This is a genomic window from Chryseobacterium sp. MIQD13, assembly GCF_050496705.1.
Lineage (GTDB): Bacteria > Bacteroidota > Bacteroidia > Flavobacteriales > Weeksellaceae > Chryseobacterium.
Map to the genome: position 1 here is coordinate 158,043 of NZ_JBNWAF010000003.1, position 21,562 is coordinate 179,604.

20 protein-coding genes are annotated in these 21,562 nt (G+C 36.8%); 17 read left to right on the top strand and 3 right to left on the bottom strand.

Annotated elements, in window-relative coordinates:
* Positions 1-486: 486 nt before the first annotated feature.
* A complete protein-coding gene (locus ACQWU4_RS13075; protein ID WP_429936193.1) occupies positions 487-2,025 on the top strand; it encodes a SulP family inorganic anion transporter in 1,539 nt (512 codons plus the stop codon).
* Positions 2,026-2,197: 172 nt separating this feature from the next.
* Here the strand turns inward: ACQWU4_RS13075 and fusA are convergent, their stop codons facing one another.
* Positions 2,198-4,264 carry an elongation factor G gene (fusA, locus tag ACQWU4_RS13080; RefSeq protein WP_429936194.1) on the bottom strand — a complete coding sequence of 689 codons (2,067 nt, stop codon included), beginning with the start codon at positions 4,262-4,264 and terminating at the stop codon, positions 2,198-2,200.
* Between the two features lie 500 nt (positions 4,265-4,764).
* On the opposite strand from fusA, the gene ACQWU4_RS13085 reads away from it, so the two are divergent.
* The 9 genes from ACQWU4_RS13085 to ACQWU4_RS13125 all read left to right on the top strand — a co-directional run bounded on the left by ACQWU4_RS13085 (position 4,765) and on the right by ACQWU4_RS13125 (position 11,925).
* Positions 4,765-5,433: an HAD family hydrolase gene (locus ACQWU4_RS13085; RefSeq protein ID WP_429936195.1), complete on the top strand. Its 669-nt coding sequence runs from the start codon at positions 4,765-4,767 to the stop codon at positions 5,431-5,433.
* A gap of 4 nt (positions 5,434-5,437) precedes the next feature.
* Positions 5,438-6,262: a phosphoribosyltransferase family protein gene (locus tag ACQWU4_RS13090; RefSeq protein WP_429936196.1), complete on the top strand. Its 825-nt coding sequence runs from the start codon at positions 5,438-5,440 to the stop codon at positions 6,260-6,262.
* A complete protein-coding gene (locus ACQWU4_RS13095; RefSeq protein ID WP_429936197.1) occupies positions 6,252-6,809 on the top strand; it encodes a TerD family protein in 558 nt (185 codons plus the stop codon). Before ACQWU4_RS13090 ends, ACQWU4_RS13095 begins: the two co-directional genes overlap by 11 nt.
* Positions 6,810-6,811: 2 nt before the next feature.
* On the top strand, positions 6,812-7,987 hold the full coding sequence (locus tag ACQWU4_RS13100; protein ID WP_429936198.1) for a toxic anion resistance protein: 1,176 nt from the start codon (positions 6,812-6,814) through the stop codon (positions 7,985-7,987).
* A 40-nt stretch (positions 7,988-8,027) separates the two neighbouring features.
* Positions 8,028-8,951 (top strand): hypothetical protein, encoded by a 924-nt coding sequence (locus ACQWU4_RS13105; protein ID WP_429936199.1) that lies wholly within the window; start codon positions 8,028-8,030, stop codon positions 8,949-8,951.
* Between the two features lie 57 nt (positions 8,952-9,008).
* Positions 9,009-9,617 (top strand): TerD family protein, encoded by a 609-nt coding sequence (locus ACQWU4_RS13110; protein WP_429936200.1) that lies wholly within the window; start codon positions 9,009-9,011, stop codon positions 9,615-9,617.
* A 174-nt stretch (positions 9,618-9,791) separates the two neighbouring features.
* Positions 9,792-10,817: a TerC/Alx family metal homeostasis membrane protein gene (locus tag ACQWU4_RS13115; RefSeq protein ID WP_429936201.1), complete on the top strand. Its 1,026-nt coding sequence runs from the start codon at positions 9,792-9,794 to the stop codon at positions 10,815-10,817.
* Positions 10,818-10,980: 163 nt separating this feature from the next.
* Positions 10,981-11,508, top strand: coding sequence for a TetR/AcrR family transcriptional regulator (locus tag ACQWU4_RS13120; RefSeq protein ID WP_429936202.1), 528 nt, complete (start codon positions 10,981-10,983; stop codon positions 11,506-11,508).
* A 3-nt stretch (positions 11,509-11,511) separates the two neighbouring features.
* The gene (locus tag ACQWU4_RS13125) at positions 11,512-11,925 is read left to right on the top strand and encodes a DUF1348 family protein (RefSeq protein WP_429936203.1); all 414 of its coding nucleotides are present in this window, start codon (positions 11,512-11,514) and stop codon (positions 11,923-11,925) included.
* 70 nt (positions 11,926-11,995) lie between these two features.
* Here the strand turns inward: ACQWU4_RS13125 and ACQWU4_RS13130 are convergent, their stop codons facing one another.
* Entirely contained in the window at positions 11,996-13,000 is a 1,005-nt protein-coding gene (locus ACQWU4_RS13130; protein WP_429936204.1) for a catalase, read from the bottom strand.
* Positions 13,001-13,155: 155 nt separating this feature from the next.
* Between ACQWU4_RS13130 and ACQWU4_RS13135 the strand changes: the two genes are divergently transcribed.
* The 5 genes from ACQWU4_RS13135 (at position 13,156) to ACQWU4_RS13155 (ending at position 17,198) form a co-directional block, all read left to right on the top strand.
* Positions 13,156-13,707 (top strand): FKBP-type peptidyl-prolyl cis-trans isomerase, encoded by a 552-nt coding sequence (locus tag ACQWU4_RS13135; protein ID WP_429936205.1) that lies wholly within the window; start codon positions 13,156-13,158, stop codon positions 13,705-13,707.
* A gap of 153 nt (positions 13,708-13,860) precedes the next feature.
* On the top strand, positions 13,861-14,811 hold the full coding sequence (locus tag ACQWU4_RS13140; RefSeq protein WP_429936206.1) for a hypothetical protein: 951 nt from the start codon (positions 13,861-13,863) through the stop codon (positions 14,809-14,811).
* Positions 14,812-14,877: 66 nt separating this feature from the next.
* On the top strand, positions 14,878-15,288 hold the full coding sequence (locus ACQWU4_RS13145) for an Rrf2 family transcriptional regulator (RefSeq protein WP_429936207.1): 411 nt from the start codon (positions 14,878-14,880) through the stop codon (positions 15,286-15,288).
* Between the two features lie 60 nt (positions 15,289-15,348).
* Positions 15,349-16,002: an NAD(P)-dependent oxidoreductase gene (locus ACQWU4_RS13150; protein WP_429936208.1), complete on the top strand. Its 654-nt coding sequence runs from the start codon at positions 15,349-15,351 to the stop codon at positions 16,000-16,002.
* Between the two features lie 20 nt (positions 16,003-16,022).
* Positions 16,023-17,198, top strand: a complete 1,176-nt coding sequence (locus tag ACQWU4_RS13155; RefSeq protein ID WP_429936209.1) for a MoaF-related domain-containing protein — start codon at positions 16,023-16,025, stop codon at positions 17,196-17,198.
* A gap of 240 nt (positions 17,199-17,438) precedes the next feature.
* On the opposite strand, the gene ACQWU4_RS13160 is transcribed toward ACQWU4_RS13155, so the two are convergent.
* Positions 17,439-18,476, bottom strand: coding sequence for a peptidoglycan DD-metalloendopeptidase family protein (locus ACQWU4_RS13160; protein ID WP_429936210.1), 1,038 nt, complete (start codon positions 18,474-18,476; stop codon positions 17,439-17,441).
* Between the two features lie 226 nt (positions 18,477-18,702).
* On the opposite strand from ACQWU4_RS13160, the gene ACQWU4_RS13165 reads away from it, so the two are divergent.
* Both ACQWU4_RS13165 and mqo read left to right on the top strand, forming a co-directional pair.
* Positions 18,703-19,743 (top strand): NAD(P)H-dependent glycerol-3-phosphate dehydrogenase, encoded by a 1,041-nt coding sequence (locus ACQWU4_RS13165; RefSeq protein ID WP_429936211.1) that lies wholly within the window; start codon positions 18,703-18,705, stop codon positions 19,741-19,743.
* 286 nt (positions 19,744-20,029) lie between these two features.
* A complete protein-coding gene (mqo, locus tag ACQWU4_RS13170; RefSeq protein ID WP_429936212.1) occupies positions 20,030-21,535 on the top strand; it encodes a malate dehydrogenase (quinone) in 1,506 nt (501 codons plus the stop codon).
* Positions 21,536-21,562: the final 27 nt, after the last annotated feature.

Below are 21,562 nucleotides of genomic sequence, written 5' to 3' on the forward strand. Positions count from 1 at the left end.
AAAAGAAAAATTTAAGCTCGGTACCATACCAGGTATATGCACAGTCGGCAGTCTGAGGGATGACCAGCCGGTAATTGTTTTCGGGTTTATATCTTTTATTTCCTGCTGCGATATTCTCGCTGAGTCCATTCAGATAAACCTTTTTTCAAGCTTTAGAATTCTTTCTGTACCAATGACTTATTAAGCCTTTTTATACAGCTATTTGTAATATTAACTATTTACCTTAATAATGTTGACAGATACCATATTATCTATAAATTTTTTAATTAATAGTAAATAATCTGTTTATTTATTTTCAAATTTAAATAAAAATTAGAACCTAATTCTCAAAAATGCATAAAAAATATCTATTAAGGTGAATTTTAATTAAAATTAACAAATTAAATAAACAAATGTGTGAATTATTTTAAGATGAAGAAATTGTATTTAAAAAGATAAAATATAGTAATTGTATTCCACCTCTTAAGTATATACCTTTGCAGTTCAATGAAAAATACCATAAGCTTATTCGATTTCTCGAAAAAAATAAATTATAAAAACGAACTTCTGGCTGGTTTCACAGTAGCCATGACGATGATTCCGGAATCTCTTTCCTTTGCGATTCTGGCGGGACTTTCTCCGCTTACGGGACTTTATGCTGCCTTTATGATGGGTATTGTTACCGCTATTTTGGGTGGGCGTCCCGGAATGGTTTCAGGTGGAGCAGGTGCTACTATTGTTGTTCTGATTGCTCTGATAAAATCTCACGGAATAGAATACCTTTTTGCCGCTGTAGCTCTGGGCGGCGTTTTCCAGATGATGGTAGGTATTTTTAAACTGGGGAAATTTGTTAGGCTTATCCCGCAGCCCGTAATGTATGGTTTTTTGAACGGTCTGGCAATCATCATTTTTATGGCCCAGGTCGAGCAGTTTAAAATCACAGATAGTACCGGAACTTCCGGCTGGCTTCAGGGAACGGCATTATATATTATGGCGGGACTGACAGCTTTGACGATTGCCATTGTATACTTTTTTCCAAAGATCACAAAGGCAGTTCCTGCATCATTAGTAGCTATTATTATAGTTTTTGCTATAGTTTTAGGCTTTAATATTCCAACAAAAACTGTGGCAGATATTGCCCACATCAGTGGAAATCTTCCCAATTTTCATATTCCCCAGATTCCTTTTACACTACAAACTTTACAGATCATTTTTCCCTATGCCTTGGTGATGGCAGGAGTTGGTCTCATTGAATCTCTTTTGACATTATCAATGGTAGATGAGATTACCAATTCAAAAGGAAATGCAAACAAAGAATCTGTGGCACAGGGAATAGCTAATATTACCAATGGCTTTTTCGGAGGTATGGGAGGATGTGCGATGGTGGCACAAACATTAGTTAATCTTAATGCAGGTTCAAGAGCGAGGCTATCCGGAATTATTGCTTCCATTATGATTTTATTCATCATTTTATTCGGAGCTCCTTTTATTGAAAAGATTCCTATGGCAGCATTGGTGGGAGTAATGATGATGGTTGCCATAAGTACATTCCAGTGGGTTTCCATTCGCATTGCCAATAAAATGCCAAAATCAGACATATTCGTTGGAATTACAGTAGCTCTGATAACAGTAATTCTTCACAATCTTGCGCTGGCAGTTCTGGTAGGTGTTACCATCGCAGCATTGGTTTTTGCATGGGATAATGCAAAAAGGATCCGGGCCAGAAAATCCACCGATGAAAACGGTGTGAAGCACTATGAAATATATGGTCCGTTATTTTTCGGCTCAGTAACAGCATTCATGGATAAATTCGATCTGATGGATGATCCCGATGAAGTAGTGGTAGATTTCAGAGAAAGCAGAATTGTGGATATGAGTGCTATTGATGCTTTAGATAAACTTTCCAAACGTTACAGCCAGCAAAATAAAAAACTCTATTTACGTTATCTCAGTGAAGACTGCCGTAAAATGCTGAAAAATGCAGAAGCAGTAATTGAAGTCAATATTCAGGAAGATCCCACCTATAAAGTAATGCCGGAAAAATAGCAGAGAATGAATAATGTAGATTGAAAAATGAAAGACAGGAGATAGAAACGACAGCAAAAAGATCTGCGTCATCTGCTTAATCTGCTAGAGATAAAAAAACATTTTTATGTTTCACTACTCATCGCTATAATAACCAAACAAGGACTGTAAATTACTTTACAGCCCTCGTTCTTTAGGTTATTAATGTATTGGCAATGAAATCAGGCACCAAAGCATAGTGCGATAATTTCATGCTGATAGAAGCTCTTCCGCTTGTCAAAGTCCTCAAATCGGAAATATATCCGAAAGTTGAAGCCAACGGAACTTCCGCCGTGAAAATCTTTCTTCCTGATTTTTCATCAATGGACGAAATAATTCCTCTTCTCCGGTTGATATCGGCCGTTACAGCACCCGTGTATTCCTCAATACTTTGAATCTCAACCTGCATTACCGGTTCCAGAAGCTTGGGACTGCATGACAAAGCAGCTGCTCTGAATCCGTCTCTTGCTGCCATTTCAAAGTCATACGCAGAAGAATCCTGAACATGGAAAGAACCGTCCAAAAGTATAATCTTCATACTTTCCAGAGGATATCCTTTTAATGGTCCGTTTTCCATAGCATCCCTGAAACCTTTTTCCACAGAAGGAATAAACTCAGAAGGAATTACACCTCCTTTGATTAAATTAATGAATTCCAATCCGGGTTCATTATTCTCTCTTGGTCCAATTTCAAAAGTGATATCGGCAAACTGTCCGCTTCCTCCGTTCTGCTTGGAAAGCTTTTCTCTGTGTGTTCTGACTTCTGTTAAAATCTCGCGGTAAGATACCTTAGGTTTCCCCTGATTGATTTCTATACCATGATTCAGGCGAATTTTTTCCAAAGTGACCTCAAGATGAAGTTCTCCCAGACCACTCAATAAAGTTTCCCCTGTCTGCCGGTCTCTTTCTACCACTAAAGAAGGATCTTCTTCCTGAATTTTAGCTAGAACCAAACCGAAAGATTTCTCATCACTGTTTGTTTTCGGTTCTATCGAAACCCTGATAACAGGAGCTGGAATGGTAATAGCTTCCAGAAGTACAGGTTTCTCGACAGCAGATAAAGAATCTCCAGTTTTGGCATCCTTTATTCCTGTTAAGGCAATGATGTCACCTGCTTTTGCTTCCTCAATCGATAATGTTTTATCCGACTGCATCTGCAGAATTCTCGATATCCTGAAACTTTCACCTGTTCTTACATTCAGAACCGTATCACCGGATTTTATTGTACCGGAATACATACGGAGCATAGCCAGTCTTCCCATATGCTTATCAATTACGACTTTGAAGACAAGGCCGGAAAAAGCTTCTGTCTCATTCCTTACAAGTTCTACGGTTTCTCCAGTTTCAGGATCTTTACCCTGAACAGGCGGAAGCTGATCCGGAGCCGGAAAATAAGTAACCACGGCATCCAGAAGAGGCTGTACTCCTTTGTTCTTAAAAGCTGAACCGCAAAGAACGGGAACTACCGCTCCTGATCTGCAGACCTTTTGTAAAGCCTCGATAATCATATCTTTAGAAATACTGTTTTCAGAATTCATGAAAATTTCAAAAAAGGTTTCATCATATTCTGCGAGAGTTTCCATGAGCTTCATTCTGTATTCATCGGCATCAGCCTGAAGATTTTCCGGAATTTCCTTTTCAAGAATTGTTTCTCCGTTTTCATCCGTCCAGTATAAAGCTTTCTGTTTAATCAGATCAATAACACCCTCAAAATGGATTTCAGCTCCAATTGGAATCTGAATTGCCAGAGGAACGGCATTAAGTTTTGTTTCTATTTCTTTCAGAACCCCAAAGAAATCCGCTCCGATTCTGTCCATTTTATTGATGAAGCATATCTTTGAAATTCCATGTTTTTCTGCCTGGAACCAAACATTTTCAGTTTGCGGCTGAACTCCAGAAGAAGCGCAAAAAACGGCAACAACACTGTCCAGAACTCTTAAAGAACGTTCAACCTCCACTGCGAAATCGATATGTCCGGGAGTATCAATGATATTGATGTTATAAACTGTTTCATCCTTTTTCCATTGAGTTGAAATTGCAGCGGATGAAATGGTGATACCGCGGTTTTTTTCCTGGATGTCTTTATCCATTGTGGTATTTCCATCGTCTACATTTCCGATTTTATGAATGAGTCCTGTGTAGTACAGAAGCCTTTCCGATAAAGTTGTTTTCCCTGCATCTACATGTGCTATAATTCCTATATTTCTTATGTTATATTTCATTTTGCTGAATTTAAATTGTTGATTTTGAGAATACCGGATGTATTCTCCTTGATTTGAAGTCTGAAAATAAGGCAGCAAAAAAGACCCATCTGAATAGATAGGTCTTCAATATATTTTTAGTAATACAAGATCTAAGGAACTATTCAGATAAATATTCAGTGCTGCCAGAGTACACAGCTCTCACAGGGTTGCTTAAAGTTATAATATTTATCATTTTTGTTGTCATTGTTGATTTTTAACCGGTTGCAAAATTAAATATTTTTTTTAATTATCAAAATTTTTTTCGGTTAACTGAATTTAAACAGATTATTAAGCCGGATTTCAATCAGCAGAAAAATCACTGAAAATTCATAAAAATTTCTTAAAACAGAGAAGTACGTAATGCTTTTATAAGAAAAATTTTATCTTTGGGAAGAATAGCAAATTAAACACTTGTTGATGATTAAATAATTTTAAATCTTTTTCAAGGAAAGCTAAATAAAACTTTTAACTTAAAACTATTGAAAACGGATATCGACATTCATAACCACTGTCATTTTTCTTTTGACTTGTGGCTTACCCTAATCAAATCTCATCCTGAATTTAAAACAAAAAGAGTGGGGCTGTTCACCTCGTTTTTTAATATTGACAAACCTATTGAAGAGGTTGCGAAAACTGTAAAATATTATGATGATCTCTGCAATACAATCAATGAGGTTACAGGTGGGAATATTGACACTTTTGAGATCTATTTAATGATCCTTAGTGCCTTGAATGTTGATGTAAAACAGTTAGATAAAGAAAAACTGGAAACGTTTTACCTTAAAAGCGAAGAATTGTTTTTAGAATATAAGCCTGTTGTTATTTTCGAAAATATTAAAGAAATTTTTGATCAAATCAAGAATGAAGATAAAACAATTAATATTTTAAGCAATACTGGGTTTATTAAAGGAAAAACAATGAGAAAATTTCTGATTCAGGAAGAACTGGATCAGTATATAGATTTCCATATTTATTCTGATGAGATCAATATTTCCAAGCCGAATCCGCTTATTTTTCAGGAAGTGAAAAATAACCTGAAAAATCAGGATCTTCCGATGCACCGCATTCTTCACATAGGAGACAATCCGGTGGCAGATTATAAAGGCGCGAAAGATTTCGGTTTTAATGCACACTTACTTAAACACTAATAATATGAACAAAAGATACAGCTTACACCACATTCATTCGGCGGATGAATTCACTTTTTCACCCGCGGAATACAGCTATTTCAAGTATGGCGATAAGTCGTATGCTGAAAAATTTGCAAAAGAATTATTCGATGGATTTATTTCAAGACATGCAGAGCTCTTAAATACAGAAAAAGAGATCGTTGTGCTTCCAAGTCCGTATATGGCCATTCCTACGGCTTCTAATTTTTTATGTTTTTTCTTTAAAAAACATCTGGATATGCACCTGTTTCAGAAAGGAATGAGATCCAGTATCTTATCGAAAATCAATCGTAATCATACCTATATCACGGATTATGGGAATCTTAATTTCGAAGACCGTAAAAATCTGATCGCTAATGATACTTATTATATCGATAAGGACTTTTTACGCGGAAAACTTTGTATTTTTATAGACGATATAAAAATCACGGGAAGCCACGAATTTACGGTGAACAGGATTTTGAATGAATATAATGTGGAGGCGGATTTCATGTTCCTGTATTATGCGGAACTGATGAATTTTGACCTTGATCCGAAGATCGAGAACTTTTTCAATTATTATGCAGTAAAAAATGTAAAACACGTTGCAGAAGTAATGGAGAAGCCTGATTTTGAATTTAATACGAGAATCGTGAAATATATTTTAGGCCTGGATTCAAGTAATTTTGATTATCTTACGTCTAAAGTAAAAAAGAGGCAGATGGACCTTCTGTTGGAACTGGCCATCAGCAATAATTATCATTTAATAAAAGAATACGAAAATAACATCAATACTTTAACACAAACGGAACTATATTATGGCTATTAACTTACAAAAAGGACAGAGAGAAAACATTAACGCACCTAAATTCACTGTAGGTTTAGGATGGGATATCAATAATACTTCTACAGGAACGGCATTTGACCTTGACGCTTCTTTATTTTTATTGGGAGATGACAAAAAGCTGGTTTCAGATAATCATTTCATTTTTTATAACAACCTGGAATCTCCGGATAAATCTGTGATCCATACAGGAGACAATCTTACAGGAGAAGGTTCGGGAGATGATGAGCAGATCAAGATCGATCTTACAAAGATTGATTCTGCAATTCAGGAAATTACGGTAGTCGTAACGATCCATGATGCAGATGCCAGAAGACAAAACTTCGGACAGGTAAGAAATTCTTTCATCAGAATTTTCAATACGGATACGAATGAGGAGATTCTGAAATATGAATTAGACGAAGATTTCTCTATTGAAACTGCAGTAGAATTCGGAAGAATCTACAACAGAAACGGAGAATGGAAATTTGAAGCTGTTGGGGCTGGTCAGAGAGACGGCCTTGACAAATTTGTATCAATTTATCAGAAGTAATCATGGATAATCAGGATAATCAATCAATGGATCCGCTTGGATCAATTGAACCCCTAAAAACATTTGAACCGGCTCCGATGACCCCACCGGCACCGGCCCAGCCTGCTCAAAATACAGCACCGGCAGTGCTTGTGGACAGGGAAGGAAATGTAAACCTGACTCAGCTACAGTCGGAAGAACGTCAGAAATATGAAGTCCTTGCCAATTCTATCGATGAAACCAATCCCGGTTCCATTGTGAATTATGGTGCAGAGCTTCAGAAAACTTTATCCAACCAGAGTGACAGCTTTTTAGGAAATGTAAGAAGATCCAACTCAGGCGAAGTAGGAGGGCTTATCAATGATCTGTTGGTAGAGCTGAATTATGTAGATGTGGATGAGCTGAACAGCAATAAAGTAAAAAGCTTTTTCAGCAAGCTGCCGTTCATGAAAAAGATCGTGACGCAGGTAGAAAATCTTTTTACAAAATATGATAAAATCATAAATAACATTGATCAGATCTCTTATAAAGTAAACGCAGGAATTATCACATCAACCAAAGATAATGCTGTACTTCAGACGATCTTTGAAAGTAATGTGAATTCCATCAAACAGATTGAGGAACTGGTAATTGCAGGAAATCTGAGAATGGAAAGAGCTGCCGGAGAACTTGCCCAAATGGAAGCTGCCCCACAGAGTTATCAGGATTATCAGATTGCTGACAAAAGAGATTTCATCGCGAGATTGGACAGAAGAATGGCTGATCTTAAAGTGGTACGCGTTATCATGATGCAGTCGCTTCCACAGATCAGGCTGGTACAGAATAACAATGTTTCTATCGCGGAAAAAGCACAGACGATTCTTACGACAACGCTTCCGGTTTGGAAAAACCAGCTTTCACTGGCTGTTGCCATGTACAGACAGCAGCAGAATATCGAGATTCAGCAGAAAGTTTCTTCTACTACAGAGGAAATTCTTAGAAAAAATGCAGAGCGTCTCGGTCAGAATTCAGTGAATGTAGCCAGAGCGAATGAACAGACGATCGTATCTGTAGAAACATTGAGAGAAACCACCTCAATGCTGATCAATACATTGAATGAAGTGAAACAGATCCAGAAACAGGGTGCAGAAGGAAGAAGAAAACTGGATCAGGACCTTCAGACACTGGAACATGAATTAAAAGCAAACATCAGAGGTTAAATAACAGGATACCAAGGTGGGGGATGATGCAGCAACCATAATGTCTCAGAGCAAAAGAAGATTAACAAAGCTTAAGCTTCTTGCCAATTTTTTTGAACATATCAATATCATATCTATTTACATCAAAACAGATATCATACACAATTTGTTTCAGGAAAATAAGACACTGGACTACAGTAAGCTGGAACTTTTCCACCTGCAGTATACCGACAGCCTCATAGAACTTCTGACCAAGATAAAAAGGCAGAAAGAAAATGATATGCTGACTGTTATCAATGAAATTGATGTTAATAATAAATATATTGAAAGTTTTGAGGAAAGACGTGTAGACAGTTTTGAGACTGACAGGAAGATGTACAGCGGTGTATTTTCCCAGCATCTGAAAACACTCTATAAAGATCTTACCGAGGATATCTTTACAGCAGACTGGAATAATGTACTGTATTTCCATAAAAAATACGGCCAGGAATTCTACAGGACGAATGCGGATGAGGAACAGCTTAAATATCAGCCTTTTCCTGCCTATCAGTATAAAGATTATGCGATAGAGAGGAAACTTTTAGGAAGGCTGAATATCCAGAGTTTTAAGGTTCGGTTTGTCTGTGGTTATCTTATCGGGACATATGAATATGAGCTCTTTAAGATATTTCAGTCTGATGATTATTTCATTTTCGGGATTGATGAGAAAAAACTCTACTTATTCGATGGTGATCTGGAAAAGCTTGATGTTTCTGAGAACCAGTCGAATCAGACTTCTATCATCAACCAGCTGAAAAATAAAAATGAGCTGCTGGAAAATTCCATTGATGAAAGGAAGAGAATGCTGCCTGCAGAAGTGGAAAATGTACTGACAGATTATCTTAAAAACCTGGAAAATATAGATATTATGAGCAAAATATTCGATGTGAATGAAGAAACGAATATTCTGCGTGCAATGCTTAATCTGAATTTGAATAACAATTAAACCGAAAGAAAAATTTTTCTTTCAGCAAAGATAAATAACAATACTAAACATAAAAAGATGGCTATTAACTTACAAAAAGGTCAAAGAATTAATCTGAAAAAAGAAAATGGTGCCGAACTTACTCAAGCCTGTGTAGGAATCAACTGGGGTGCGATTGAGAAAAAAGGAATTTTCGGAACTAAAAAAGAAGCAGTAGACTTAGACGGAAGCTGTATTTTATATGACTCAAACAAAAACGTTACAGAAGTAATTTATTTCGGAAACCTGAAATCAAGAAACGGATCTGTAAAACATAGTGGTGATGATCTCACCGGTGATGTGAACGGAGATGACGGCCTTGACAACGAGGTGATCACTGTAGATTTCAGCCAGCTGGAGCCAAATGTAGAGCATGTTGCTCTGGTACTTAACAGTTATCAGGGGCAGGATTTCGGAACGATTCCTTTCGCTTCTATCCGTATCTATGAAGGAACACCTACCAATGTGAGAGAAGTTTTTGCCAAATATGATATTGCCAATGATGCTTCTTTCAAAGGACACGTTGCTATGGTAATGGGCGTTTTCTACAAAAGAAACGGAGAATGGAAGTTCAATGCCATTGGAGATCCTACCTCAGACAGAAAACTGGAGCAGACAGTTCAGACTGTACAGGCCAATTATTTATAATAAATAGATATTCAATGAAATGAGTTTCGGCTTATTCAAAAAAAATGAATAATTTTACAGGCTTTAGCCAAAGCTTTATTTATAAATTGATATCAAAATAAAATAATTTAAAATTAGCAATATTTGTGCATCATGTACATCTATTGCTTTTATCATATAATAACATAAACTCAAGTGGAACATCAAAGTATTTTAGAATTGCACCCAGGCTTGGTGTGGGGATTTGCGGTAACGGTTGTTATCATGCTGCTCCTGGATTTAGGAGTATTCAACAAAAAAAGCCATGAAGTATCGTCTAAAGAAGCTACCATCTGGTCTATCGTATGGATTTCATTATCCATGATATTCTCAGGAGTAGTGTATTGGGTTTTCAATCAGGCTGATGGCCATGCGCTGGCAGTAGAGAAATTTACGCAATATCAGGCAGCATACTGGATTGAGAAAGCTCTTTCTGTAGACAACTTATTTGTATTTATCCTGGTTTTCGGATTCTTTAAAGTTCCGAAATACCTTCATCACAAAGTTCTTTTCTGGGGTATTATCGGAGCCCTGATCTTCAGAGCAATATTTATCTTTGCGGGAGTAGGTTTGATTAATCTTACTTATCTTCCTGAAATGAATATCTTCGGAGAAGCTGTAAAGATTAATGTGGTGATGACTTTATTCGGGTTGTTCCTTGTGTATGCGGGAATTAAGTCGTGGGGTGAAGGAGATGGTGAAGATGATGAAGACTACAGTAATACGGCCGGAGCAAGATTGATCAAAAGTTTCTGGAAGGTTTCTGATAATTATGATGGAGATAAATTCTTCACTGTTCAGAACGGAATCAAGATGGCTACACCGCTTTTGGTGGTGGTAGGAGTTATTGAATTTACCGACGTTCTTTTCGCGGTAGACTCTATCCCGGCTATCTTTGCAATTTCCAATGACCCGTTCATTCTTTATACATCAAATATTTTCGCGATTTTAGGATTGAGGTCTCTATATTTCCTGTTAGCGAACTTTATCCATATGTTCAGCAAGCTTTCATATGGACTGGCTATTATTCTGTCATTTATCGGGATCAAAATGCTGATCGCACCATGGATTCACATTTCTTCTCCGGTTTCGTTAGGAATTGTAGGAGGTGTACTGGTAATCGCAGTTCTTGCATCAATCTTATTCCCTGAAAAAGAGGAAGAAAAATTGGAAGAAGAATAAATAATAAAAATTCTTTTTAACATATAATAGCTCCTGAAAATCTGATTTCAGGAGCTATTTTTATTATTACAGACAATGTTTTGTGTTGATTATAAAGTTAAATAAATAGACAGACTTGTCTGTTCTATTATTTTATTGTAGATTTGTCCATAAATTATAATGTATGGCATCTCCACGAGAAAGAATTGTTGAAACAGCTTCCTGTTTATTTGGCAAGCAGGGATATAATTCTACTGGTATTAATCAGATTATTTCCGAAGCAAAAGTAGCCAAAGCAAGCTTTTATCAGCATTTTAAATCTAAAGACGATTTGTGCATAGAATATTTGAATGTAAGACATCAATACTGGTTCAACGAATTGAATCATTTCTGTTTACAGGAAAAAGATCTGAAACTGAAAATTTTAAAATCTTTTGATTTTCTCATCTATATGAATCAAAAAGAAAGCTTTCAGGGATGCAGTTTCCTTAATATTTTGTCAGAGATTCCTATGGATAATGCAAAAATTTTAAGCGTTATTCAACACCATAAAACAGGACTTAGAAATTACTTTTCAGAGCTTTTGAAAGATGATATTCTTTCAGATCATATCTATTTACTTTTTGAAAGCAGTATCACAGAAAGCCAGCTTTTTAAATCCGATGAATTAATAGAGAAGTCAAAAAAAATAATCAACAATTTAATTCCTTAAAATATGGAACAGAAACACCCGCTTCCGCCTTTCACATTAGAATCGGCGAAAGAAAAAATACAGATGGCAGAAGATGCCTGGAACAGCCAGGATCCTGAAAAAGTCTCTAAAGCCTATACTGCCGACAGTGAATGGAGAAATAGAGACACTTTCATTAACGGGAGAGAAGAGATCGTTGCTTTTTTGCAGAAAAAGTGGGATAAAGAGCTTAATTACAAGCTTAAAAAAGAATATTGGGCCCATACTGAAAACCGTATCGCTGTCCGTTTCGAATATGAATACCAGACCAGAGACGGAAATTGGTTCAGGGCATATGGAAACGAAAACTGGGAGTTTGATGAAAATGGACTCATGCAGAAAAGATACGCAAGCATTAATGATATAAGCATCAAAGAAAAGGAACGTAAGCTTAAATAACAATAAAGACTGCTCAGAAGAGTAGTCTTTTATTTAAATATCAGAATAGGTAAAAAAATAACCTTTACGTTCATTGATGTTTGTGCAGTAATTTATTGATTTTCCTTCTCGTCTGTACAGAAACCTTATAGGCTTCATCCCGCAGTTTCTGAATCTTTCCGACTGGCTGGAAAAAAATTTTACTTTCGAACGGATTGAATGAAAGCAGCTCAGTATTACAATCACGGGGATCAAGCAATGCTCCCTTACTGATTGTTACTTCCCCGATTTTAATAAAGGGGGAATTTTTCCATTCCACATTCAGGCGGTTGATCGGCTGATCTTTCAGGTCATAGCAAAACTGTATGAAAACATCTGCAGAATAATTATGATCCTGAAAATAACTTTTTAAAGCATCTTTCATCTTTAATTTCCGTCCGAATTTTTTATTGACTGATTTTGGAACCAGTTTTATCTTAATCATATGTTCACCAAGCCGGTAAGCTCCTACAGAATGATAATCAAATGACAGGATAAAATCATTCTTTTTACCCAGAAGCTTGAAAATATTTCTGATAAAAGATAAAGTAAAAAAAGAAGGAACCATTTTAATGGTTTGCACGGCCAATGAAAAGACGTTACTCCATTTTTTTATATAAAACCGGTTTATTGCGGTAAAAAGTCTCAAAAACAGGGAAACAGAATTCGTAGGAAAGAGAGGAAAATTAATAAGAGGGAAATTCGCGATCAGTCCGCCATTTTCGTCTTTTATTTTCACAGCAAATCCATAGGCAGGAATATCCTTTTCTGTAGTATTAATTTTCAGATTGACATTTGAAAGCCTGATGGTAAGGTTAAATTTTTCACTGTCAAAAAACGGGAGAAGTTCCTCCGGAATATTTTGATCAATAATAAACATACCATCGGCTACAGCGTATGTTTTTGCATGGGCATTTCTGGTAGCATAGTTGACGTCGCTAATAGAAGATGACTGTTCTACAAAATCGGCAATTGATTTTTTATTGATTTCAAGAAGTTTTTTTTCCTCTTCATTAAGCTCGTTGAATTTCTTATTAAATTTTAGTGGTTGTGGCATTTAGTTTTTAAATCCAATTATAAAGCCAAGTTTCGGAATCCGTGTTAACATAACATTAAAAATATTTGAATTTTGAGGGAAATCGTAAGAAGGATGGGAGTTTGGAGGCGGAAGTTGCTGTAAGTCTATATTTTATCGGAATCTATAACCGGTAATTGCAGTATCAATTAAGCCCTATACTAAACAATACAGTAACTTCCATTTTCAAACGTTCTGTTTCCATCCCGCCTCACTCCAACTCAAAAACACTTATCTTTGTAAAAAATATCAACATGGGAGTAGCAGATATGTTATTTAAAAAGAAAAAAGAACTTGCAGAAAAGAACCTTAATGACGGCAAGGAATACATGGAAGAATACGGTAAAAGAGAAAGTGTTGTACAATTGCCAAGTGGTTTGCAGTATGAAATCATTACCGAAGGCGATGGAGCAAAACCGGGACCTAAATCTACCGTAAAATGCCATTATCACGGAACAACCATTTCCGGTAAAGTTTTCGACAGCTCTGTGAAAAGGGGCACACCTGCATCTTTCCCTTTAAACAAAGTAATTAAAGGATGGACAGAAGCACTTCAGCTAATGCCTGTAGGAAGTAAATGGAGATTAATTATCCCTCCGCATCTAGCCTATGGAGATCAGCAGATCAGCAAAGAAATCGGTCCTAATTCTACCCTTGTTTTTGAAGTGGAACTGCTGGATATAAAATAATCCTGCTTAAAAATAGCTTAAAAAATTACCTGAATTCGGGTAATTTTTTTATTTGTACTATATTCGTATTGATTATTTACAGACTGTAATGATTTTTTATACGGAAAAAATGACATCCTTGACTCTAATAATCTTACAAGAAAATATAACTGAATGAAAAAACTCTTTTATCTTTTAGCTGGATTCCTTCTGCTGACTTCCTGCGTTTCCAAAAAGAACCAGGTGATTAAACAAAATATCCTTACTTTGAAGGACAGTTACTGCAAAGCACCTTTCAAATATAATTACAGTAACAGAGTTCCATCCTATAATTCAGATTCTATTTTAATGGCCAATAAAGAACTTCAGGGGATGTTTTCTGATCAGAGTATCTTAATCCTGAATGCTTTGGACAATCTTGATGAAGTACATCAGATTATTGATCTGAAAAAAGACTCATCTATTGCATCGCAGGTCAAAGTGCTGCAGCTTAAGACCAAGATCAACAGTAAGATTACCATTGCTCTCACGGAATTGGATGCTGTAGCAGCGGAATTCGATTGTGAAGGGGAAAGAGTAGCCCAGATTGGAAATTATGTTGATAATCTCAACGATTCTAAAAATAATAAACTTATCCTGCTTTCTATTGTAACGGGAGCTGCAGCATCTGTTGCAGGAGGAATTATACAGGATGGAGGATGGAGTAATGCCGTTGATATCGGGGGAGGAGTTCTGGGAGCTGGCTTCGGTCTGGCCACGCTTAATCCCAAAGGGAAGAAAGTGGAATTTATCCATCAGAGAAATCTGTTGAGGGACATCTGGAGAGAAAAACTGGAGTCCCCAAACTTTCCGCCGTTTATCTGGTATATGTATACAGAGAAAAAATTTTCAAACAAGGAACAGCATTCCATTATTGGCAATATGAGAGAAAGATGGCTTCATTATCAGTTTGATGATAGTAAAGCCGCCGCCGATCAATCCGTAATTTTCAGTGACGGAGGTTTCTACAGGGCGGATGATCTTCATAACCGTGCTGCTATGCTCAACCAGATGCAGTCTGCAACACGTACGATCAATCAGAATATCAATTATCTGCTGCTGGATCTGGATAAATTAATCCTTTAAGAAAAATTTAACTGTAATAAAATTTGTTACAATTAAAAATTTGTTTATATTTGCACTGTAATTACAATGAACAATACAAGATTTGCTACGGCAATACATATTATGACCTTATTGGCGAAAAGTCCTCAGGAGTGGCTCACTTCTGAATGGATGGCCGGTAGTATCAATGTGAATCCGGTGATTGTCCGAAAGGAGATCAGCGTATTAAGAGAAGCAGGCCTTATTACTAGCAGACAGGGAAAAGAAGGAGGAAGCCAGCTTGCAAAAGGTGCAGAACAGATTACGATCTCGGAGATTTACAGGGCAGTAAAGAACACCGAGGTTTTAGGAAAGAAAAATCAGAATCCTAATCCTGCCTGCAGTGTAGGGAAGGAGATTAATGATCATTTAAATACACTGTTTGAAGAAACAGATCAGTTGGTTACTCAATTTTTAGGCAATAAATCTCTGAAAGAATTTTCGGAGCAGTTTGAGTAAAAATTTTTTAACCATAAATGTAACAAGTTTTATTACAATTTAATTTTAAATAAAAATATTATGAAAAAAGTAGCAGTAATTGGCGCAACAGGTTTTGTAGGAACCAAAATAGTAAATGAATTAGCAGAAAGAGGATACGCAGTAGAAGCCCTGGTAAGAGATGCTTCAAAAGTAGATACTAAAGAAAATGTAACAGCAAAAAGTGTAGATGTAAACAACACAGAAGAGCTGGCAGAAGCTTTGAGAGGAAATGATGCTGTAATCAGTGCTTTTAACGCAGGATGGACCAATCCGAATCTTTACAACGATTTCCTGAACGGTTCTATTAACATTGAAAAAGCAGTAGAACAGTCGGGGGTAAAAAGACTGATCGTAGTTGGAGGGGCAGGAAGCCTTTATACGCCGGACAATGTACAGATTGTGGATACTCCGGATTTTCCTGAAGCTTACAAACCGGGAGCAACAGCAGCAAGAGACTATTTAAACAAAATCAAAGAAAATAATAGTTTAGACTGGACCTTCTTCAGTCCTGCAATCGAAATGAACCAGGCAAATGTAGGGGAAAGAACAGGAAAGTACAGAACATCCTTAGAAACTCCTGTTTTTGATGAAAACGGAAGAAGCCGTCTTTCAGTAGAAGATGTAGCAGCTGTTTTGGTAGATGAGCTGGAGCAGAACAACCACATTCGTGAACGTTTTACAGCAGCATATTAATTCATTAAAAAAATTAGACAATGTTAAAAAAGAAATTATTATCACTCGTTATATTTCTTGGTTTTGCAGGTATGATGTTGGCAGGAAATTTAAAGATCAAAGTTTACAATCCCGGTTCCAAGGCTATTTTTCCTATTACTTCCACAATTATTTATGGAGATAGGGATGCTATTCTTATTGATGCCCAGTTCCAGAAGCAATACGCGGAACAATTGGTAAAGGAAATTAAAGCAACAGGGAAAAATCTGAAAACGGTTTTTATCTCCCACAGTGATCCGGATTTTTATTTTGGCCTTGATGTTATAAAAAGAGCATTTCCCAATGTAAAAATTATATCAACAGCACAAACTGCTTATCTTATATCTGCTTCAAAAGACGATAAAATGACTGTTTGGAAACCTCAATTAAAAGAAGATGCCCCATCAGAAATCATCGTTCCGGAAGCTGTTAATGCAATTCCTGATCTGGAAGGAAACAAGATCGAGATCAAACAAACTGCTGACGATCCTGCTCACAGTTTTGTCTGGATTCCATCTTTAAAAACAATAGCAGGAGGTATTTCTGTTTCCATAGATTCCCATATCTGGATGGCAGATACTAAGGACATTAAAGCGATTGATCAGTGGATCGGGCAGATTGATGCCATGAAAGCATTAAAACCTGAGCAGGTAGTTCCTTCCCATTTTGCAAAGCTGTCTTTATCTTCTCAGTCTCTTGATTTTGTTAAAAACTATCTGGAAAACTATAAAAAAGCAGTCACAGAAAATAAAACATCATCAGGTGTTGTAGATTTCATGGTAAAAAAATACCCGGATCTTCACGGAAAAGATGAGTTGGGAATGGGAGCGAAAGTTTTCTTTGGAGAAATGGACTGGGATCTTAAATCACCTTATCCGGCGATTGGTCATAAAGTAGAAGTTGATTTCGGAACACTTAAATTTGTTCTGGATTTTAAAGACAATAAAGAGATGTCCTTCACAGGAGTTTCAGAAAATGTAAAAGGAAGTACGGATACGGTACAGTATACTGCTGTAGAAGTAGCAAAAAATGTCTTTATGGTATACTGGCATGAACCTAAGCTGGGTTCTAATGTAACTCACATACAGGATTACAATAAAAATATAATCTATACCAATATTGCAGAACCTAACGGATCATTCACTCATCTGAAAGGAACCTTAAAAATTCTGAAATAATAAAAAACTAAAACTGCTGTCATATGACAGCAGTTTTTTTGTGACATTACTACAAAGGAATATTAGCAGAATAAAGCCATCCGCTTCATCAAATCAACTTGTTGATTTCATCTTTGCTTCCTTAAAATCTACACTTATATAATAAAAACTTTGCGTAAAAAAAATCTCACAAATTTCTCAGATTACACAGAACTTTAGTTTTTAAATAAAAAAATGACTGTCAAACGACAGTCATTTTTATTATAAATTCATAAATAGTTTCGGATTAACCGGAGTATTGTTTTTGTGTACTTCATAATGAAGATGAGGTCCTGTAGAACGCCCGGAATTACCGGATTTAGCAATAACCTGTCCTACCTTTACCTTATCATTTACTTTTGAAACCAGCTGTGATAAGTGACCGTAAAGCGTTGCCAGTCCGTTTCCGTGAGAAACAATAACGCAGTTTCCATAACCCCCTTTCTGGCCTGAGAAAATTACAGTTCCGGCAGCAGCGGCTCTCACATCAGAACCATAGGCAACAGCAATGTCAAGTCCCTTATGGAACTGCATCTGGTCTGCTTCAGCAGGTGGATTGTTCTTTTCCATAGGAGCTTTCGATGAAGTATTACCCGCCACAGTTTTTGTTGAAGCTGCAGCTGGTGATGATGGTTCAGGGGCTGCAGAAGGAGCAGCTTTAGGAGTTACCATTACTTTTACCTCTCTTTTGTTACCATAGCTGTCTGTTAATTCAATGATTTTTTCAACAGGCTCAGCTTTTACTTCAGGTTTTGGAGCGGCTACAGCTGCAGGTTTAGATTCAGCAGCTGCACTTGATTTTACAGAAGCAAATACAGTTTTAAAAGGAATAGGATTTTTTCTGATGCCGAAATTAGAGGAAATATATCCGTCGGTAGGCATTCCCAGAGGAACTTCCATCAGCTTTTTTTGAAGATTCATTAAATACTGGCTGTAGCGGTTTGCCTGTTTGGCCAGATATACAGAATTGGAGATACTGTCTTTGCTCAGGATCATCACCTTTTCGTTAGAGATGTCTTTAGATTTCAGAAATGAATTAAGCTGGGCAACAGTCTGATCTACCAAGGTAAGATCTGTTTTCATTTTTAAATAATCTACACTGTCTTTCTCAGTGTTTATTTTGACAAGGTTCACTTCATACATCTTGTCATCCTTTTCAGAAAATAACCTGGCGATAAAGATAGCCTGTGCAAAAACTACTAGCAAAAGTCCCCCTAGGAGAATATTCACGTTCTTCCTGCTGTTTAGAAATTTCTTCATTTTTCTTCTCTTAGTATATTACAAAACGGTTTTAAGCATGCAAATTTAATTAAAAATACTTTTTGATCAATATTTTTAAATAAAACTTAGTTTTTTCTGTATTTAACGTCTGATTAGATATTTAATTGTGTTCAAGTGTTAATTTTTTCAGAAAATGGTTTTTATCATAGCTCCGGAGTCCTTGTTCCGTCTTTGTTTTAATATATTTGCAGTTCACATTCCAATTATGGCTAAAAAGAAAATAATTTCAGAATCTTCTAATCCAAAAAAGAATAAGAACGACGTTTCTGTAGGAGTAGTAGGAAGCGGAAGTTTTGCAACCGCTATCGTAAAAATGCTTGTTGAAAACTGCAAAACAGTACACTGGTGTGTAAGAAGTGAATTTGTAAAAGGAGCTATTGAACTTCGTGGTCACAATCCGTCCTATCTTACGGCAGTTAATTTTAATCTTAAAAGTCTAAAACTTACCACAGATATTAATGAACTTGTGAGTGCATGCGATATTATTGTACTGGCAACACCATCCATCTACCTGTCGGATACCATGGATAAAATGACCTGTGAATACGGTGACAAGATCTTCGTTTCTGCTATCAAGGGGATCATTCCTAAGGTAAATGATGTAGTCGCTCATTATCTGAGAGACGAATTTAAGATCGGTTTCAGAAATCAGGCCGTTATTGCAGGACCCTGCCACGCAGAAGAAGTGGCGATGGAAAGACTTTCTTACCTTACCGTTGCAGCCGTGGAAGATGAGACTGCTGAGAAACTGGAGCAGGTTTTCAGTTCAGATTTTATCAAAGTACATTCCAGTAAAGATATCTTAGGAAACGAATACAGTGCGATCCTTAAGAACATTTTTGCGATCGGAGCAGGTATTGCAAGTGGACTTGGTTATGGAGATAACTTTACTGCAGTTTTTGTTTCCAATGCAATCCGTGAAATGGAAATCTTCCTGGAAGCCGTATATGAAGCACCGAGAGATGTCAATGAAAGTGCTTATCTGGGTGACCTTCTGGTAACAGCATATTCCCTTTTCTCAAGAAACCGAAGTTTAGGAAACCTTATCGGAAAAGGATATACCGTAAAATCTGCAATACAGTCGATGAACATGGTAGCAGAAGGGTATTATGCTGCAGATTCCATTTATAAAACAGCAAAGCAGAAACATCTTAAACTTCCGATTATCGATACCGTTTATGCTATTCTTTATGAAGGGAAAAATGCTGAGAAACAATTCAAAAAACTGACAGCAAAATTAAATTAAAGAGTGAAGGTTTTAACCTCTTCACCCTTGTTTTTAATAATCAAAATAGATCAACTTAAGTCTTTCGGGGCTTAAGTTTTTTATTTTATGCAGGAGTGAAAATTCTTCAGAGGCATCAATCACTTGCTTTCGATCATTAATTTCAATGGAAAAGTATTGACAGTATCCATAGAATTTTTGTGTCTTTTTGAAAACTGTTTTTTACATAAAAATTAACGTGTTAAAATCGTTAAACACGTTTCTGTTTATAAAACTTTTCCCGAAATTTGAAATAAAATTTAGAATTATGTCACAATCGCTTACAAGCAGAACACCGAAACCAAAATATGACGTTGTACTGATAGGCGGCGGAATTATGAGCGCCACTTTAGCAACGCTGCTTCATGAATTTGATCCCAATCTTGAGATCGCCATATTTGAAAGGCTCGGAAGGTTTGCCAAAGAAAGTACTGCAGCATGGAACAACGCAGGAACAGGGCATTCTGCTTTTTGTGAACTAAATTACACTCCAGAAAAACCGGATGGAAGTATTGATATCACCAAGGCAGAAAGTATTGCAGAGCAGTTTGAAATGTCAAAACAGTTCTGGTCCTATCTTGTGACTCAGGGATATGTTAAAGATCCTAAAGAATTTATCAATTCCTGTCCGCATATGAGCCTGGTATTCGGTGATAAAGATGCTGAATATCTTAGAAAACGCCATGAAAAAATGTCTGGGTCTGTACTGTTTTCCGGTATGGAATATTCCACAGATCATGAGCAGCTTAAAGAATGGATTCCTTTGGTAATGAGCAAAAGAAACCAGTCTGAAGTGATGGCAGCTACCAAAATGGATATGGGAACAGATGTTAACTTCGGAACTTTAACCAGAAAAATGGGAAGACACCTGCTGGAAGATTCTAATGTGGAAGTATTTCTTTACCATGAAGTAAAAGATATTGATCCAAGAGAAGACGGGAAATGGGAAATGAAGGTCAAAGACAGAATCCACAGCCATAAACAGGAAGTAGTCGCTGATTTTGTGTTTATCGGTGCTGGAGGATATGCACTTCCGCTGCTGGACAGCTCAGATATTAAAGAAAGTGAAGGTTATGGAGGTTTTCCGGTTTCTGGACAGTGGTTGGTAAGCCATAATCAGGAACTGGTAGAAAAACATCATGCAAAAGTATATACTCAGGCAACTGTAGATGCTCCGCCAATGTCTGTTCCTCACTTAGATCTAAGAATTATTGACGGTAAAAAAGCTCTTCTTTTCGGACCTTTTGCCGGATTCTCCACTAAATTCTTAAGAGAAGGAAGTTATCTGGATCTCCCTGAAAGTGTTAATACAAAAAACCTGAAATCCTTATTCGGAGCGTGGTGGCACAACATACCGCTGACGAAATACCTTGTTCAGCAGGTCGCCATGACGAAATCCCAGAGAATGCAGCATCTTAGAGAGTTCATTAAAGATGCAAAAGAAGAAGACTGGGAACTGAAAGTAGCCGGACAAAGAGTTCAGATCATCAAAAAAGATGAAAAAGATGGCGGAAAGCTGGAATTCGGAACTGAAGTGGTTGTTAACCAGAAAGGGACTATTGCTTCATTGCTTGGTGCTTCTCCCGGAGCATCCACAGCTGTTTATGCAATGCTGAACGTTCTCGAAAAATGTTTCCCTGAAAAATTACAGGGTGAATGGAAAGATAAACTGCTGGAAATGGTCCCTTCATACGGACAGAAATTAGCCCAGAATCCTGAGCTTACAGAAAAAATAAGAAATTATACCAAAGAAAAACTGGAACTGGAATATTAAAAGTCAATGGTGAATAGTCAATTGTAA